The sequence below is a fragment of the Thalassobaculum litoreum DSM 18839 genome, from assembly GCF_900102465.1.
Taxonomy (GTDB): Bacteria; Pseudomonadota; Alphaproteobacteria; order Thalassobaculales; family Thalassobaculaceae; genus Thalassobaculum; species Thalassobaculum litoreum.
On record NZ_FNBW01000022.1, the window covers coordinates 19461 to 35432 of the forward strand.

The 15972-nt window shown below is 67.3% G+C and carries 13 protein-coding genes and 1 tRNA gene; 4 read left to right on the plus strand and 10 right to left on the minus strand.

Annotated features, from left to right (window positions below):
• Positions 1-194 precede the first annotated feature (194 nt).
• The 3 genes from BLS34_RS23970 to BLS34_RS26095 all read right to left on the minus strand — a co-directional run bounded on the left by BLS34_RS23970 (position 195) and on the right by BLS34_RS26095 (position 2612).
• Complete coding sequence (locus BLS34_RS23970; RefSeq protein WP_038015157.1) at positions 195-833, minus strand: TRAP transporter small permease subunit; 639 nt, start codon at positions 831-833, stop codon at positions 195-197.
• Positions 834-846: 13 nt separating this feature from the next.
• Positions 847-2217, minus strand: coding sequence for a TRAP transporter large permease (locus tag BLS34_RS23975; RefSeq protein WP_028795364.1), 1371 nt, complete (start codon positions 2215-2217; stop codon positions 847-849).
• A gap of 107 nt (positions 2218-2324) precedes the next feature.
• Positions 2325-2612 carry a winged helix-turn-helix domain-containing protein gene (locus tag BLS34_RS26095; protein WP_175474368.1) on the minus strand — a complete coding sequence of 96 codons (288 nt, stop codon included), beginning with the start codon at positions 2610-2612 and terminating at the stop codon, positions 2325-2327.
• Positions 2613-2904: 292 nt separating this feature from the next.
• Here BLS34_RS26095 and BLS34_RS23985 point away from each other — a divergent pair, with 292 nt between their 5' ends.
• A complete protein-coding gene (locus BLS34_RS23985; protein ID WP_175474369.1) occupies positions 2905-4890 on the plus strand; it encodes a hypothetical protein in 1986 nt (661 codons plus the stop codon).
• A gap of 2 nt (positions 4891-4892) precedes the next feature.
• Positions 4893-6539 (plus strand): hypothetical protein, encoded by a 1647-nt coding sequence (locus BLS34_RS26580; protein WP_093154472.1) that lies wholly within the window; start codon positions 4893-4895, stop codon positions 6537-6539.
• Positions 6540-6570: 31 nt separating this feature from the next.
• Here BLS34_RS26580 and BLS34_RS23995 read toward each other — a convergent pair whose 3' ends face one another.
• The 6 genes from BLS34_RS23995 to BLS34_RS24020 form a co-directional block, all read right to left on the minus strand.
• The gene (locus tag BLS34_RS23995; RefSeq protein WP_093154475.1) at positions 6571-7701 is read right to left on the minus strand and encodes a sn-glycerol-3-phosphate import ATP-binding protein UgpC; all 1131 of its coding nucleotides are present in this window, start codon (positions 7699-7701) and stop codon (positions 6571-6573) included.
• 17 nt (positions 7702-7718) lie between these two features.
• Positions 7719-8645, minus strand: coding sequence for an ABC transporter permease subunit (locus BLS34_RS24000; RefSeq protein WP_093154477.1), 927 nt, complete (start codon positions 8643-8645; stop codon positions 7719-7721).
• 10 nt (positions 8646-8655) lie between these two features.
• Positions 8656-9537, minus strand: coding sequence for an ABC transporter permease subunit (locus BLS34_RS24005; protein WP_051244967.1), 882 nt, complete (start codon positions 9535-9537; stop codon positions 8656-8658).
• Between the two features lie 77 nt (positions 9538-9614).
• On the minus strand, positions 9615-10946 hold the full coding sequence (locus BLS34_RS24010) for an extracellular solute-binding protein (RefSeq protein WP_093154480.1): 1332 nt from the start codon (positions 10944-10946) through the stop codon (positions 9615-9617).
• Between the two features lie 234 nt (positions 10947-11180).
• The gene (locus BLS34_RS24015) at positions 11181-11999 is read right to left on the minus strand and encodes a sugar phosphate isomerase/epimerase family protein (protein ID WP_093154482.1); all 819 of its coding nucleotides are present in this window, start codon (positions 11997-11999) and stop codon (positions 11181-11183) included.
• A 284-nt stretch (positions 12000-12283) separates the two neighbouring features.
• A tRNA-Phe gene (locus BLS34_RS24020) sits at positions 12284-12359 on the minus strand.
• A gap of 105 nt (positions 12360-12464) precedes the next feature.
• Between BLS34_RS24020 and BLS34_RS24025 the strand changes: the two genes are divergently transcribed.
• A complete protein-coding gene (locus BLS34_RS24025) occupies positions 12465-13709 on the plus strand; it encodes a 2OG-Fe(II) oxygenase family protein (RefSeq protein WP_139189457.1) in 1245 nt (414 codons plus the stop codon).
• 26 nt (positions 13710-13735) lie between these two features.
• The gene (locus BLS34_RS24030; RefSeq protein WP_175474370.1) at positions 13736-15676 is read left to right on the plus strand and encodes a methyltransferase domain-containing protein; all 1941 of its coding nucleotides are present in this window, start codon (positions 13736-13738) and stop codon (positions 15674-15676) included.
• A 70-nt stretch (positions 15677-15746) separates the two neighbouring features.
• Here BLS34_RS24030 and BLS34_RS24035 read toward each other — a convergent pair whose 3' ends face one another.
• Positions 15747-15965 carry a DNA gyrase inhibitor YacG gene (locus tag BLS34_RS24035; RefSeq protein WP_028795329.1) on the minus strand — a complete coding sequence of 73 codons (219 nt, stop codon included), beginning with the start codon at positions 15963-15965 and terminating at the stop codon, positions 15747-15749.
• Between the last annotated feature and the right edge of the window lie 7 nt (positions 15966-15972).

Genomic DNA, 15972 nt, shown 5'->3' on the forward strand with positions numbered 1-15972 from the left:
CCCCTGGGCCTGTTCCCGGGGGTGTTTCCATTGCGGATGTCGCTCCCTACGAACCCTTTCTCTCTCATTCCCTGGATTGATTCCGGGGCCTACGGCAAGGCCTCGCACGACCCCATGCGCCCGAGATGCGAAAGGGTGGGCCCCGGAATAAATCCGGGGAGTGAAGAAGGGGGAATGAGGGGAGGCGCCCCCTCTCAGTTGAACGCCGAGAAATTCCGTTCGGTGATCGCCTCGGTCCGGGTCTCCTGTGCCAGTTCCGGCGGGCCGAACAGGCGTACGAAGACGCGCAGCACCACCGACAGCCCGGCCAGCAGCAGCAGGCCCGGTCCCAGCACCATGAAGAACTTGATGAACCAGCGCTCGCCGATGCCGTTGGTCTCGCCCGCCGTCTCGTCATGCACCCAGGCGATCCAGAAGAAGTCGAAGCAGTCGGCGGTGAAGATCGCCACGAACGGCAGCAGCAGGAACAGCCCGCCCAGGAACTCCACCCAGAGCCGGCCCCGCTCCCCCAGCTTTCCGCGCAGCATGTCGAGCCGCACATGGGCGTTGCAGGCGCAGGCATAGCCCAGCGCGCAGAGCATGATGATCGCGTGCAGGTGCCACTCCGCGTCCTGCATCGCCGGCGAGTTCAGGTAGAAATGCAGGTCGCTCTCCATCACGAACTCGAACTTGCGCAGGTAGCGGCGGGCCAGCGCGTCGAACAGGATGATGGCGATCAGCGGCAGGAACAGCCAGGACACCGCCTGGCCGACCCATACCGCCGGCCGCTCCAGTGCGTCGGCGGCGCGCAGCATGTGGCGCCAGGGGGTAGGTCGGTCGGGGCGGGCGGTCATGGCGGTCCCCTCCTCAGTCGATGAACAGCCAGTGCGGCAGGGCGGTCACCAGTTCCGGCTCGGCCATGACGATGGCGACGCAGAGCATCTGCAGGATCACGAAGGGCACGATCCCCACATAGATCTGCCGCATGGTGATGGACGCCGGTGCCACTCCCTTGATGTAGAACAGCGACAGGCCCATCGGCGGCGTGAGGAACGAGGTCTGCAGCGTGATCGCCACCAGCACGGCGAACCAGTACAGCACGTCGCCCTGGGCGATATGCGGGCCGAAATCCAGCGGGGCGACGATCGGGCCGAAGATCGGGATGGCGATCAGCATGATCTCCAGCACGTCGAAGAAGAACCCCATCAGGAAGATCAGCGCGATCACCATGATCAGGATGCCCCAGGCGTCGAGCTGGGCGGCGTCGATCAGCAGATAGACGATCTCGTCGCCGCCCAGGATCCGGAACACGAAGGCGAAGCTGGTGGCGCCGATGAACAGCACGAAGATCATGCCGACCGTCATGGCCGAGCGGTGCAGGCTCTCGCGCAGCCGTCCGTCGCGCAGATTGCCGCGCAGCCAGGCCAGCAGCAGCGCGCCGCCAGCCCCAACCGCCGCCGACTCGGTGATGGTGGCCAGGCCGGACAGCACCGAGCCCATGACCAGGAAGATCAGGATCGCCGGCGGCACGATGCCGCGCGCCAGCACGCCCCAGAACTCCCGCGGGTCGCGGTCCTTCGGCGGCGGCGGGAGGCGGGGCGCCGCGCCCTTCACCAGGAAGGCGTAGCCGGCGATGTACAGCAGGTAGAGGCCGGAGAGCAGCAGTCCCGGCCAGATCACCGCGGCGAACAGATAGCCGAAGGAGATCTGCATCATTTCGCTGAGGAACACGATCAGGATGCTGGGTGGGATCAGGATGCCCAGCGTGGAGGAGGCGGCGATGGTCCCGAGCGCCAGGGACGGCCGGTACCCCGCCTTCAGCATGGTCGGCAGGGCGATCAGGGTCAGCATGATGACCGAGGCGCCGACCACGCCGGTGATGGCGGCGAAGATCACCCCCATGAGGGTCACCGCCAGCGCCATGCCGCCGGGCACGGGCCGCAGCAGCATCTGCAGCGCCTCCAGCAGGTCCTGGGCGATGCGCGAGCGCTCCAGCATCACGCCCATGAACACGAACAGCGGCACGGCGATGATCTGCAGGTTCTCCGCGATGCTCCACACCCGCGGCACGAAGACGAAGAACTCCGGATAGGAGAACACGTCCAGCCCCATGCCGATGAAGCCGAACAGGATCGCCGTCCCGCCCAGCGCGAACCCGATCGGGTAGCTGGTGAAGACGAGGCCCATCAATGTCAGGAACATGAAGAGCGGCAGCAGATCGATGATCAGGTCGGTCAAGCGGGCTTCCAGGGCGAAGACGGTCGTCGGGAATTAGGCCCGGTCCGGTGCGATCCGGCAACCGGGTCTGCGCGTTCGGTCCGGCATACGGATCGCGTGGGCGGGCCTCAGACCCGTCCGATCGGCCCGATGAAGGAATAGCCGACCGCATGGGCCGAGGGGATCGGGGCCTCGACCTCCATGGTCGCCTCGATCTTGCGGCGCAGGCGGCGGACGGCCTGGTCGACATCGCGATGGTCGGGTAGGTCGACCGTCTTGCCGAGCCGCTCGGCGATCTCGTAGCGCGAGACTGGCTCGCCGGGCCGCTCCCCGGTCGCCGCCAGATTCCGCGCGGCCTCGGCCGGCGCAGGCGCGCCATCCGGGGCGACCAGCTCCGCGCGCGCCAGCGGCGTCACAGCCGCTCGTGTTCCGTCCAAGGAGACCATCGGCTCGGTCAGCCGAATGCGGGTGGATTGGGAAGAGTGATCTTGCATCGAGTTTTTGTTGGATAATATGAACTCTTTTAAATTGTATATAAAAAGGTGATATTCTCTCAAATGGTGGGCATCGGGGGTCGGGTCGACCCGACCTGACCGCGATATGCGGCGACGAAATGTGCCATGCCAAGGAGGCGACGAACCAACAGGCGGGATCACGCACCGACGGGTGACCGGTTGGGTCTGAGCATGCAAGCTGGGGGGCTTTGATATGCGACGAGAATTCCTTGAGAAAGGCATTGCCGATCCGATTCTGCGCAAGGCCGCGCGGGGAGCGGTGCTGAGCGCAAGCCTGTTCATGACGTCCTGCAGCGGGGTGCTCGTTCCGGTTCACGCACCGGACTCGGTGAGTCGGCCGGCCTTCATGGCGGTCGACGACAGCTTCGCGGGCAACCTTCCCCAATCGATCAAGTACGCTAATGACTGGCGCGCGGAGCTTTACCAGTCCGTGGACAACCAGACGAAGGTCCGTTCCGGTCTGGCACTGACCCTGATCCCGTTGACCGCGACGCTTGTGTATCTCGGGATCAACGGCTCTACCACGGAGCTTTTCTCCGGGCTCAGCATCGGTGGCGCCACCGCCTACACGGCGAGCACCCTGTTCGTCGACGGTGTCCGCGACCGGATCAACATGGCGGGCGCCAAGGCCCTGACCTGTGCGGTCGCCAGCGTCGGTCCGATGCTCGTCACGAAGGGCGAGTACGAAAGCTTTACGACAAGTCTCTACGGCACAGCGTCGGCTCCGGGCCTCACTAGCCGCATCGTCAGCCTGGAAGGCAAGCTCGCCAGCGTTGGGGTGGCGGCGGCCGTGCAGAGAGACGCCCAGGCGGCGATCGCCTTCGCCCGGACCGCGCGGGAGGCCGGCTTCGCCCTCGACGGCGACCTGAATCGGGCGGCCAGCGAGCTGGTCACGACCGTCGATGGCATCGTCAATCAGGTGAACACGCAGATCGTCGCCCGGCTCCCGGACCCGACCCAGATCCTGAGCGCCGCGAGATCAATCAACTCGGCTGGCCTGTCGCCGCTCGGCAGCTTCACGCCGCCGCAACAGGACGACGATTCGCGGGGAGGAACCCAGGGCGGCATCGGCTTTCTACTGCTACCCGCGGTGGATCCGGGCGGCGTCTCCGCAGCCATCGAGTCCGAGACGGCGGAGCTTCGGCAGGCGGCCGAGGCGGTCAACCGGTTCGTCGAGATCGTCAATGCCCGCCGCGCCAAGGTAGGCTCGCGGGATGCCTGCACGGTCGATCAGGTCGATACCAACTTCTCGGTGACCCCGGCCACCACCGAAGTCACCCTGACCCCCGGCACGCCGTTCGAATTCTCGGTGCAGTCGGAGGGCGGCATTCCGACCGCCCAGATCGTCGGCAATCGGCCGGCCGGGCTCAATGTCGATATCGGCGTGGCCGGCGGCAGCTACACGGTCACTGTCGACCCGGTTCAGGGCACGGTCGCCGAGGGCGCGACCGCGACCCTGCTGATCGCCGAAGCCAAGGGCCCCGGCAAGGCGCTGGTCAAGCTGGTCGTGCCCGGCAACAAGCCGGCGGAGACCAACGCACTGACGGGTGGACCCTTCGCCTGTTCGAACATCGCGCAGGTCGATAAGACCTTGGCTGAGGCACCGCAGACACCGCTGGAACTGGAGCTCGTCTCGGCCGGCGACCCGGACGGGCCGGAAAAGGAACGCAAGAAGAAGAATGTCAGGGCCCTGCAGACGGCGATCGGTCTGACCGGAACCGCCGTAGACGGAACCATTGGAAAGACGACGCGTAGCCGGCTTTGCACCTGGCTCACCGCCAACGCCAAGGACATTGCCAATCCGGTGGCCGTGTTCACCGAGCCGGTGGTCCAGCTTCTTGGGGTGACGTTGGAACAGCCGCCCGCGGCAGCTACCGTGGCGCCGGCAGGGCCGCAGAGTACGTTCGAGGATGCGCTCGCCGCGAACGAGGCGGCGGTAAAGGAGATCCAGGCGTCCCTCGGCGTGACCCAGAGTGGCAAGATCGATGCAGCCACCCGGTCAGCGGTCGCCGCGCATCTCAAGACGATCGGCTTGCCGATCGCGGATCTCGAGAGCACCTGGCCGGAGGGGCTGCTCAGCAAGCAGCTCGTCGAGAGCATCGTCGCAACACCCTCGGCAGCCCTGGCGGAGATCCTGGCGGCGGCCAGCGATGGCGACTATGCGCCGCGCGGTAACTGATCATGGCCTGCGAGGAGGACATCCGGTCGGCGATTGAAGCCCTGTCGCAGCTGGGGCCGGCAGGCGACGCACTGCGGGCGGCCCATCCGTGGATGCGAAACGAGGGCTTCCGTGGTCTCGCCATGGGGATCAACACGGTGAACGGCAACAGCACCGGCGAGCTGGTGCTGAAGGTCTTCATCGACCGCAAGCTTCCGGTAGACGGCGACGAGGACGCCGTCCCCGCGATCCTGCGCCTCCCCGGCCTAGACGCGGCGATCCCGACCGATGTGGACGAGGTGGGTGAGCCGGGGCTCCAGTTCACCCAGCCGGCGGCCGGCGGTACCTCGATCAAGATTGAAGGCGGGTTGCACGGCACCTTCGGCTGCCTTGTGACGCCGCGCCGCGGACCCTCAGGTCTGTTCCTGCTGACCAGCGCCCACGTAATCGGCTATTCTCGGCTCAGGCCGGCGGCGCCGGGGACGCCGGTCTTCGAGGTCGCGCGAAATGGCGACCATCGGGTGATCGCCGCTCTGACGGCCTACAAGCCGCTCAACTTCAATCCGGCCGGCCTGACGCAGATCGATGCGGCGATCGCCCGGATCACCACCCCCGCGATCACCGCCGACATTGACGGTCGCGGTCCGCCAAAGGGGGTCAATCCAAGTCCTCAGATCGGCGACAAGCTGTTCGCCTATGTGGACGGCGCCTGGAAGGCTACGACCCGGGTGACGACCCTGAACGCCATGCTGCACAAAATCAGGATGCAGGACGGGACCGCCGTCCGGTACATCAACTACGGGGGTATGATCACCTGCAATGCCTTCACCAAGGGAGGAGATAGCGGGGCGCTGATCGTCGATCGCTACCACAACGCCGTCGGTCTGGTGGTCGGGGGCGATCATGCAGACCGTGCCGATCCGCAGACGTATATCTGCCCGATGGACCGCATCCTGCAGCATTTCGGCGTGGAGCTCGTAACGCGCGACAGCATCGGCAGGACGCAAGGGGCGAGCCCGTCGACGAGCGCGTCGACCCCTGCCTCGCCCGTCGCGTCCGCAGGCGCAGCCGCCACGCTGACCCTCGAGAGGTTGAAGAAGATCGCCAAGACCGGCTTCGACCGCAGTGCGGCCCGCAACATCGACAGCCACATGATCCACGTTCGGGACGGGCTGCGCGAGGAGGGGCTGGACGACCGCGACATGATCCTGATGGCGCTGGCAACCATCAAGGCCGAAACCGCCGGGTTCGTGCCGGTCTCCGAGCCGCCGCACCGTTACAATACCTCCAAGTTCGGCAGGCCGGGTCAAGGGGCCGATTACGATCTCTACGAGGACCGTGGCAATCTGGGCAATACCGAGCCGGGCGACGGCAAGCGATTCCGTGGGCGCGGCTTCATCCAACTGACGGGCCGCTTTAACTACGACGAGGTCGGCGGCCGCATCGGCGTGGATCTGATCGCCGACCCGGGTCGAGCCAACGATCCGAAGACAGCCGGCCGCATTCTGGCGTCTTTCCTGAAGCAGCGCGAAGGGCGGATCCGCGCCGCTCTGACCGAGGACAGGATGGCCGACGCCCGCGCCCTCGTGAACGGCGGGCGCCACGGACTGGAGCGGTTCGAGACTTGCTACGACACGGTCGCCGACGTCTGGGACCGGACGGTGGTCTGAGCCAGAGCGGTCACCGCGAGCCGGGTCTGACTCAGGCCGTCGCCCTGTAGCCGGACCACTGCTCCTTGTCCGCCCGGCCGCTTTCGCCGGCCAGCCGCTTGCCCGTCTCCACGTCGAACAGGTGAAGGCGGGACGGATCGAAGGCGATGTCGACGGCGGTGCCGAAGACCGGCGGCGTCTTGTCGGTGGCGTGCATGATGATGTCCTGGCCGCCGAGAGTGCCGTGAAACAGCCGACCCATCCCCAGTTCCTCCAGGAAATCGAACTTGGCCGTCAGGCCGGACCCGCCGGCAGCGGGGCCGTGTCGGATGTCCTCCGGCCGGATCCCGAGGGTCACCGGCCGGCCGGCGCGCCCCTGGGCCAGGGCGGTCGGGATCGGAACGTGCTGGCCGTCGGCGAGTTCCACATGCTGTCCGCTCTCGGTCATCCGGCCCGGCAGCAGGTTCATCGGCGGCGACCCGATGAAACTGGCGACGAAGGTGCTGGCCGGCCGGTCGTAGACGTCGCTCGGCGCGCCGACCTGCTCGATATTCCCCTGGTTCATGACCACCATCCGGTCGGCCAGGGTCATGGCCTCGATCTGGTCGTGGGTCACGAAGACCGAGGTGGCGGCCAGGCGCTGGTGCAGGTGGCGGATCTCCAGGCGCATCTGCACCCGCAGCTTGGCGTCCAGGTTGGACAGCGGCTCGTCGAACAGGAACACCTTGGGCTCGCGGATCATCGCCCGGCCCATGGCGACCCGCTGGCGCTGACCGCCGGAGAGCTGGCCCGGCCGGCGGTCGAGATAGTCCTCAAGACCGATGGCGGTGGCCACCGACTGCACCCGCGCGCGCCGCTCGGCCTTGCCGATGCCGGCGATCTTCAGGGCGTAGCCGATATTCTCCGCCACGCTCATGTGCGGATACAGCGCGTAGTTCTGGAACACCATGGCGCAGCCGCGCTGGCGCGGTTCCAGATCGTTGACCACGCGGCCGCCGATGGCGATCTCGCCGCCGGAGATCGCCTCCAGCCCGGCGATCATCCGCAGCAGGGTGGACTTGCCGCAGCCCGACGGCCCCAGGATCACCACGAACTCGCCGTCGCGGATGTCGAGGTCGACGCCGTGGACGACCCGGGTGTCGCCATAGGATTTCTCGACCCGGCGGATGTTGATATCGGCCATGCCGCTCTCCTTGCTGACTACTTGTCGGTGTTGATGAGGCCGCGCACGAACCAGCGCTGCATGAAGATGACCACCAGGACCGGCGGGACCATGACGATGAGCGTGCCGGCCATCGCCAGGTTCCAGTGCGGGATGCCGCCGCCGGTGGTGTTGGAATCCGGCACGAGCTGGCCGAGCTCCACCGCCACCACGCCGTAGTTGGGGTCGGTGATGATCAGCAGCGGCCAGAGGTACTGGTTCCAGGAATACACGAACATGATCGTCGCCAGCGCCGCGATGTTGGTGCGCGACAGCGGGATCAGTACCTCCCACAGGAAGCGCAGCGGCCCGGCGCCGTCCATCTGCGCCGCCTCGACCAGCTCGTCCGGGATGGTCATGAAGAACTGGCGGTACAGGAAGGTCCCGGTGGCGGTGGCGACCAGCGGCAGGATCAGCCCGGTATAGGAATTCAGCAGGTTCCACTCGAGCGCGACCCGCATGCCCGTCAGCGCCTCGAGCAGCCAGGTAAGGCCGACCACGTCGAGGATCTGCTGGAACGGCGACAGCGCGTTGGCGGCCACCGAATAGGTCGGCACGATCCGGACCTCCAGCGGCAGCATCAGGGTGATGAAGATCAGCCAGAAGATCAGCATCCGGAAGCGGTGCTGGAAGAAGACGATGCCGAAGGCGGTGATCGCCGCGACCGTGATCTTGCCGACCACGACGCCGGTGGCGAGGATCATGGTGTTCACGAACTTCTGTCCGAAATTCGAGCGCACCCAGGCTTCCGCCAGGTTGTCGAACAGGTGGGTGCCCGGCAGGAAGGTGGGGGGAACCCGGTTGACCTCCGGCAGCGTCTGCGTCGCCGCCACGAAGGTCAGGTAGAGCGGCACCAGCAGGGTCAGCAGCCCGGCGCCCAGGATGATCTGGGTGGCGATGTTCAGGCCGCGCGCGCGTTCGATCATGGGTCCGCCCTCAGGTGTAGTGGACGCGCCGCTCGATGTAGCGGAACTGGAAGAAGGTGAGCACCATGACCAGGAGCATCAGGATGATCGACTGGGCGGCGGCGCCGGAATAGTCGAGCCCGCGGAAGCCGTCCTCGTAGATCTTGAACACCATGAGGTCGGTCGCCCGCGCCGGGCCGCCGGCGGTCATGGTGTCGACGATGCCGAAACTGTCGGTGAAGCTGTCGGTGATGTTGATCACCAGCAGGAAGAAGGCGGTGGGCGCCAGCAGCGGAAGCTGGATGTCGCGGACCCGGCGCAGCACCCCGGCCCCGTCCATCGCGCTGGCCTCGGTGAGCGAGCGCGGGATCGCCTGCAGGCCGGCGAGGAAGAAGATGAAGTTGTAGGCCACCTGCTTCCAGGCGCCGGCAAAGATCACCATGGCGAGCGCGTGGTCGCCGTTCATGATCGGATCCCAGATGCCGGGCCAGATCTGATTGAGGTGCGACAGCAGGCCGGCCGAGGGATTGAAGATGAAACGGAAGGCCAGACCGACGGCGGGTGCCGCCACCGCGTAGGGCCAGATCAGGCCGACCCGGTAGAACTTGTAGCCGTTGAGCTGGCGGTCGGCGGCGATCGCCAGGACCAGCGCCATGCCCATGGACAGCAGGGTGGAGAAGAACGCGAAGATGATCGAGACCATCACCGAGTTCCAATAGTACTCGTCCTCGACGATGGCCTGGAAATTCTCCAGTCCGACCCACTGGTTCCCGCCGCCCCAGGGCTGTTCCAGGGTGAAGGCCCAATACAGCGCCTGCGCGGTCGGCCAGTAGAAGAACACGAAGATGATCAGCAACTGAGGGGCGACCAGGGCGGCGGCGATCCAGTTGTTCTTGAAATAGGCTCGGCGCATGGCGGCTGCTCACCCGGTACCGGAAAGAGGGAACGGCGGCCGCATGGGGCGGCCGCCGTCGTCGTGACGTCGTGGGATCAGGGCAGCGACTTGCCCTTGTAGAGCCGGGCGAACTTGGTGATCGCCGCGTTGCCGCGCTCGGCCGCCGCGTCCAGCGCCTCCTGGATGGTCTTCTTGCCGGCGAAGGCCGCCTCGATCTCGCCGGTCCACTCCTTGCGGATCTGAATGAAGCCGCCCAGGCGGATGCCGCGGGTGAGCGGGCCCGGCTCGGTGTAGGTCAGCGACTCAATGGCGACCTCGCGACCCTTGTACGGCGCGTTGTCGTAGAAGCCGCTGTCCTTGAGGTTCTTGAAACCGGTCTTGGTGACCGGGATGTAGCCGGTGTTGGAGGACCAGAAGCGCTCGCTCTCCGGCGTCGCCAGGAACCCGAGATACGCCGCGGCACCGCGATACTCGGCTTCCGTCTTCTTCGACAGCACCCACAGGGAGGCGCCACCGACCACGGTGTTGTGGCGCTCGTAGCCCTCGTAGATCGGCAGCATGGCCACATCCCATGTCAGGTCCGACGTGGCCACCGAATGCACGGTCGCGTGGCTGGCGATGGAGCCGAAATAGAACGAGCATTCGCCCTGGGCAAAGCTGTCGCGCGCGTTCAGACCGCCCTGGGAGGTGCGGATCTGCAGCAGGCCGTCATCCCGCCAGCGCTTCAGGTTCTCCATGTGCTGGACATGGACGGTGGTGTTGAACACCAGCTCGGCGTCGAGGCCGTCATAGCCGTTGTTGTTGGTCGCGATCGGCACGTTGTGGGCCATCGAGAACTGCTCGAGATCGACCCAGCTCGACGGGGCATAGGCGAAGGGGCACTCCTTGCCGCTGGCCTTCAGCTTCTCCAGATCGGCGCCGAACTCTTCCCAGGTCGCCGGCGGCGTATCGACGCCCGCCTTCTTCAGGTCGGCGATGTTGTAGTACATCACGGCCGTGGAGGAGTTGAACGGCATGGAGAACAGCTCGCCCTTCGAGGAGGCGTAATAGTTCGAGATGCCGGGGAAATAGTTGTCCCAGTCGATGGCGATGTTGAAGTCCGCCATCATCTGCTGCACCGGATAGAACTCGCCCGACATCATCAGGTCGGCGGTGCCGGCGTCATAGGCCTGGACGATGGTCGGGTGCTTGCCGGCGCGGAACGCGGCGATCGAATTCTGCACCGCCTGGGCGTAGCCGTCCTGGCCGACGCAGACGATCTCGAATTCGCTCTGGGACTGGTTGAAGCGCTCGCAGGTCTGCTGCACGACCTCGCCTAGATGGCCGCTCAACCCGTACCAGTACTCGAACTTGATGGGGTCGGCCGAAGCCGGGCCGGCCGCCAGCGCAGCAATGCCTGCGGCCGCGGCAAGGATGGGGAATCTCATGCGCCGTCTCCTTATGGATGCAATCAGGAAGACATCGGCTACGAAGACATTCCCCGCGCCGATCTGTGGGCGTATCAGTGCCGCAACATCCCAAACGATCGCGTGACGGACTTAAGAAGAGTGCGTTACGGAAGAGACTCAAAAGCTACGAATACATGGACAATTTGTTATGCCGACCGGCGGCGACGAGGGCCGCACCGGCTCGCGACGGAGGCGGTGCGGTCTCCGCGTGCCCTATTGGGCGAGGCCGAGCGACGCCAGGAATTCGGCGGAGCGCTGGACCTTGGTCTTGTCCTTGATCTCGATGATCAGGCGCGGGTTGCTGGTCAGCTTGGCCAGCGCCGCGAACACGGCGTGCCAGCGGATCGTGCCCTCGCCCAGGCTCCAGTGCCGGTCGGCATAACCGTCGGCATCCTGCAGATGGATATGCTCAAGCCGGTTGCCGGCGATGGTGACGTAATAGTCGACCGGCGGCGCCCCGGTGGAGCCGTGGGCGTAGTGGGCATGGCCGGTGTCGATTGATACGGCCACCGATTCGGACCCGAAGCTGTCGGCCAGCGTCACCCGGTCGGCCGGATCGACGTCCTCGATATTCTCGATGACGATGGTGACGCCGATATCCTGCGCCCGGGCGACCACCTCGCGCAGGGTATCGTGGCAATGACCGATCAGCTTTTCCCGGGACTCCGGCTGGTTGTCGTAATTGTTGTGGCCCCAGGTGGTGAAGGGGCTGTGGGCGACCATCTGGGTGGCGCCGAGGGCTTCGCAGACCTCCAGCCCCTGCAGGAGGCGCTTGCGCACCACCGCCTGGATGTCCGGATCCTGGGAGGCGATGGTGAAGCCCCAGAACGGGCCGTGGATGCCGAGCCGTCCGGTATGGCCGTCGAGCAGCGTCCTGGCGCGCTCGACCAGCGGCATCCAGTCGCCGTTGAGCACCTTGGCGTCGAAGAAGTCCTGGAGTTCGAGGTCGCGCGGCTTCTCGAGCAGCCAGTCGCGGTTGGTTTCGACCACGCTCAGCGGCATGGCCGCGCCAAGGATCGGAAGATCGGACACGGTGGGAACTCCTGTTGTCGGATAAGAATGTCCGCGCTGCGCCGGGGCGGGAGCCGAGGGGCGGCGGGCGTCCGAAAGGGACCGTAAGCCAGTTTATCCGGCCTCTGTTGCACCCGGGTGAAGCGGGGCGGTCGGAATTCTGAACCTCGGATGACGATCCCGCGTCGCCGCCACGGGCGGCGGCGGCAACGAGGCGCACGGGAGCGCTGGCTGCGAGCGCCATGCAGATCGACCGACGCGCGGTTAGGCGCGGAGCCAGGGGTCAGACAGGTGGAGCGGGGAAATGGTGCCCAGGGGCGGATTTGAACCACCGACACGCGGATTTTCAATCCGCTGCTCTACCAACTGAGCTACCTGGGCGTCGCCGAAGCGCGACGGCGTATATAGCCGCCGTGATCCACCCTGTCCAGCACGTCTGAGCGGGAAATTTCACCTCGGCCCGCGACCCGGCGTGCGGGCGTTGAAGTGACGGGGTCCGGCCCGTACATTGCCGGGACCATGCAGATCGCCGATGCCCTCCGCCTCGCTATCCGTCACTTCAACGCCGGTCAGGCGTCCGAAGGGGCCGCCCTGTGCGACGCCATCCTGAACGTCCAGCCGGACAACCCCGTGGCCAACTGCCTGCTGGCCCGCGCCCGCATGCGCGCCGGCACCGCCGGCGAGGCGCGGCGGCTTGTCGACCGGGCAAAACGGGCCGCCCCGGACTATCCGCCCGCCCTGGAGCTGGACGCCCGTCTGCTCGACGAATTCGAGGAGGCCGACCGGGAGGTTGTGGCCGACGCCTATCGGCGGGCGCTGGCGGTCAGCCCGGCTACCTCCGCCCTGTGGTTCGCGTATGGCAATCTGCGCCAGGGCGCCTTCGGCGACGCCGCCGGCTCGATCGTGCCCTATGCCCGCGCCCTGGCCGCCCGGCCGGGCGAGATCCCGGTGGCGATGAACCTGGCCACGGCCCGGCTCAAGCTGGACCAGGCCGAGGCGGCCCTGGCGCTGTGCGAGGAAACCCTGGCCAGCCGGCCGACCCATATCCGCGCGCTCGCCCTGAAGACCACCGCGCTGTTCGACCTCGGCCGGCCGAAACCCGCCGACGCCCTGACCGGATTCGGCACCCTGACCCGGCCGATGATGCTGCCGGTCCCCCAGGGCTACGACAGCCTGGAGGCGTTCAACGCCGATTTCGCCGAGGCCATCCGCACCCACCCGCGGCGGCGCGACGACTACGACCCGAACAAGCGGGCGATCCGCGGCGGCTCCATCGTCACCGACCTGCTGAACCACGACCACCCGGCGATCCGAGTCTTCCACGCCGCCCTGGATGCCGCCATCGCCGCCTATGGCGACGCCCTGCCGGCGCTGCCCGGCCATCCCCATATCGACGGACGGCCGGGCGGATATGCCCTGGATGTCTGGGGCAACATCCTGCGGGCGGAGGGCCATCAGGACGGCCATATCCATAATCTCGGCTGGCTGTCCGGCGTCTATTACGTGGAGATGCCGGAGGTGTTGCGCGAAGACGACGCCGCCCACGAGGGCTGGATCGAGTTCAACCATCCGGGCTACGGCATTCCCGACCGGGGCACGGCGACTGTCCACCGGGTCTGTCCGACGCCCGGGATGATCGTGCTGTTCCCGTCCTATGTGTGGCATCGCACGGTGCCGTTCGAGGGGGCCGGCGAGCGGATCTCCGTCGCTTTCGATCTGCATCCGCGATGAAGCTGCCAGGAAAGCCCCCGGGGACATTGCCGGCGAGACCGACCGCGAAGCCGCCGTCCGGGCGTGCCGCCCCGGTGGTGGGCGATGCCGCGGTGGCGGGTGCCCTGCAGAATGCCGGCATGCTGTTCCGTGCCCGCCGGTACCTGGAGGCGGCCGACGCCTATCGCGCGGTAATCCGCCTCTATCCGAAGCTCCCGGACGTGCACAACAACCTGGGCGTCGCGCTGAAATCCGCCGGGCAGGTGGCGGAGGCCATTCCCTGCTTCCGCCGGGCGGTGCGCCTGAAACCGGACTATCTGGCAGCCCATGCCAACCTCGCCGCCGCGCTGGAGGCGACCGGCGATCTGCGGGGTGGGCTGGAGCATCGGATCGACGCCTGGCGGCTCGAGCCGGACGCCTATGAACCGCGCGAGGCGCTGGTCCGCGCCCTGCGCCGCTGCCCCTATAACAAGGCGCATCCCGGCGCGCGCGCGGCCCTGGCGGCGCTCCAGGCCAATCCCGATGTGGACCAGCAGGCGCTGTCCGACCCGGCGATCCGCCTCTGGGCCAGCCATCCGGCCATCCGGCGCGAGATGGAGACCGCCCGGCGCGGCTTTCCGGAGAAGCCGGCCGGAGCAGGGTTCAAGCCGATCACCACCTTCCTGGCCGACGAGCTGATTGTCTCGGCGCTGTCCTGGTCGATCGTCGCCCATCCGGGGATGGAGGCCTGGCTGACCCGCAGCCGGGCGTGGCTGCTCGACCATGCGGTCTCCGGCAATCTCGGCCGGGTCGATGCGGACTGGCTGGCGGCCATCGCCCTGCAGGCGCGGGCGGCGGAGTGGGTCTGGTTCGAGACCGAGGAGGAGCGCGACCTGCTGATCCACCTCGCCGACCTGCACGGACGCGGCGTGGAGACCCCCCACCGGGCCCTGATCCGCGCCATGTACATGCCGCTGGAGACCGATCCGGAGATCGACGTGCTGTATCGCGAGGCCGGGGCGATGCAGGCCGGCGACACCGGACCGCGCGCCCTGCTGCTGCGCCGCTCGCTGATCCACCCCCGCGAGGAGTGGCGGCTGGGGGAGGAGGTCAACGCCGCGGAGGTTACCGACGCGGTCTCCCGCGCGGTGCAGAGCCAGTACGAGGACAATCCCTATCCGCGCTGGCTCAGCCTCTCGCGCCGGCCGCGGACGACCATCGGCCGGCATCTGGGGCAGGTGCTCGCCCTGCAGCAGCCGGTGCGGACCGAGGAGACGCTGCCGCGGATCCTCGTCGCCGGCTGCGGGACCGGCCGCCACGCGCTGCAGACCGCCCTGCGCTACGAGAATGCCGAGGTGCTGGCCGTGGACCTGTCGCGCGCCTCGCTCGCCTATGCGCGGCGGATGGCGCGCGAACTGCGGGTACGCAACATCCGCTTCGCCCAGGCCGATATCCTCGACATGGACTCCATCCCCGACCGGTTCGACCTGATCGAGAGCTCCGGCGTGCTGCATCATCTGGACGAACCGATGCGCGGCTGGCGGGTGCTGCGCCGGCTGCTGGCGCCGCGCGGGCTGATGCGGCTGGCTTTCTACAGCCGCCGCGCCCGGATGCCGCTCGATGAGATCCGTCGCGACCTGCCGGATCGCGGCGACATGATGAAGCGGGTGCGCGCGGCCCGCCGTCGGACCTATGGATTGGCGGACGGGCATCCCGGACGGGCGCTGCTACGCTCGGCCGATTTCTACGCCGCCTCGGGCGTGCGGGACGCGCTGCTGCACACCTGCGAGCATACGGTCGATCCGCTGTGGATCCGCGACGCTCTGGAGGAGCTGGGGTTGCATTTCCTCGGCTTCGAGCTGCCCGACCCGGCGATCCTGACGGAATACCGGCGGCGCAACCCGGACGACCCGGGCGGCCTCGACCTGGAGGCCTGGGACGTGCTGGAGGCCGACCACCCGGACCTGTTCCTCGGCATGTACCAGTTCTGGGTGCAGGCGGACGGGTAGGGCGTTTCTCCCAGGCGGCCTTCCGGCGCGAGGCCGGGAAGAGCGAATGAGAGCTGAAGAAACGCCGGCCCTATTCCTCGCCGCGCTCCAGGCGGGCGACCAGGGCGTCGATTTCGGTCTCGTCCGGCACGTCCTCGCTGGGGATGCGGTAGGTCTCGCCGAGCCAGCGGCCGAGATCGACCTGCTTGCAGCGCGGCGAGCAGAACGGCCGGACCGTCGCCTCGCTCGGCTTGCCGCAGATCGGGCACTTCAGTTTGCGCGCCTTGCCAATCGGGTGGATCTCGCCCATCGCTCCT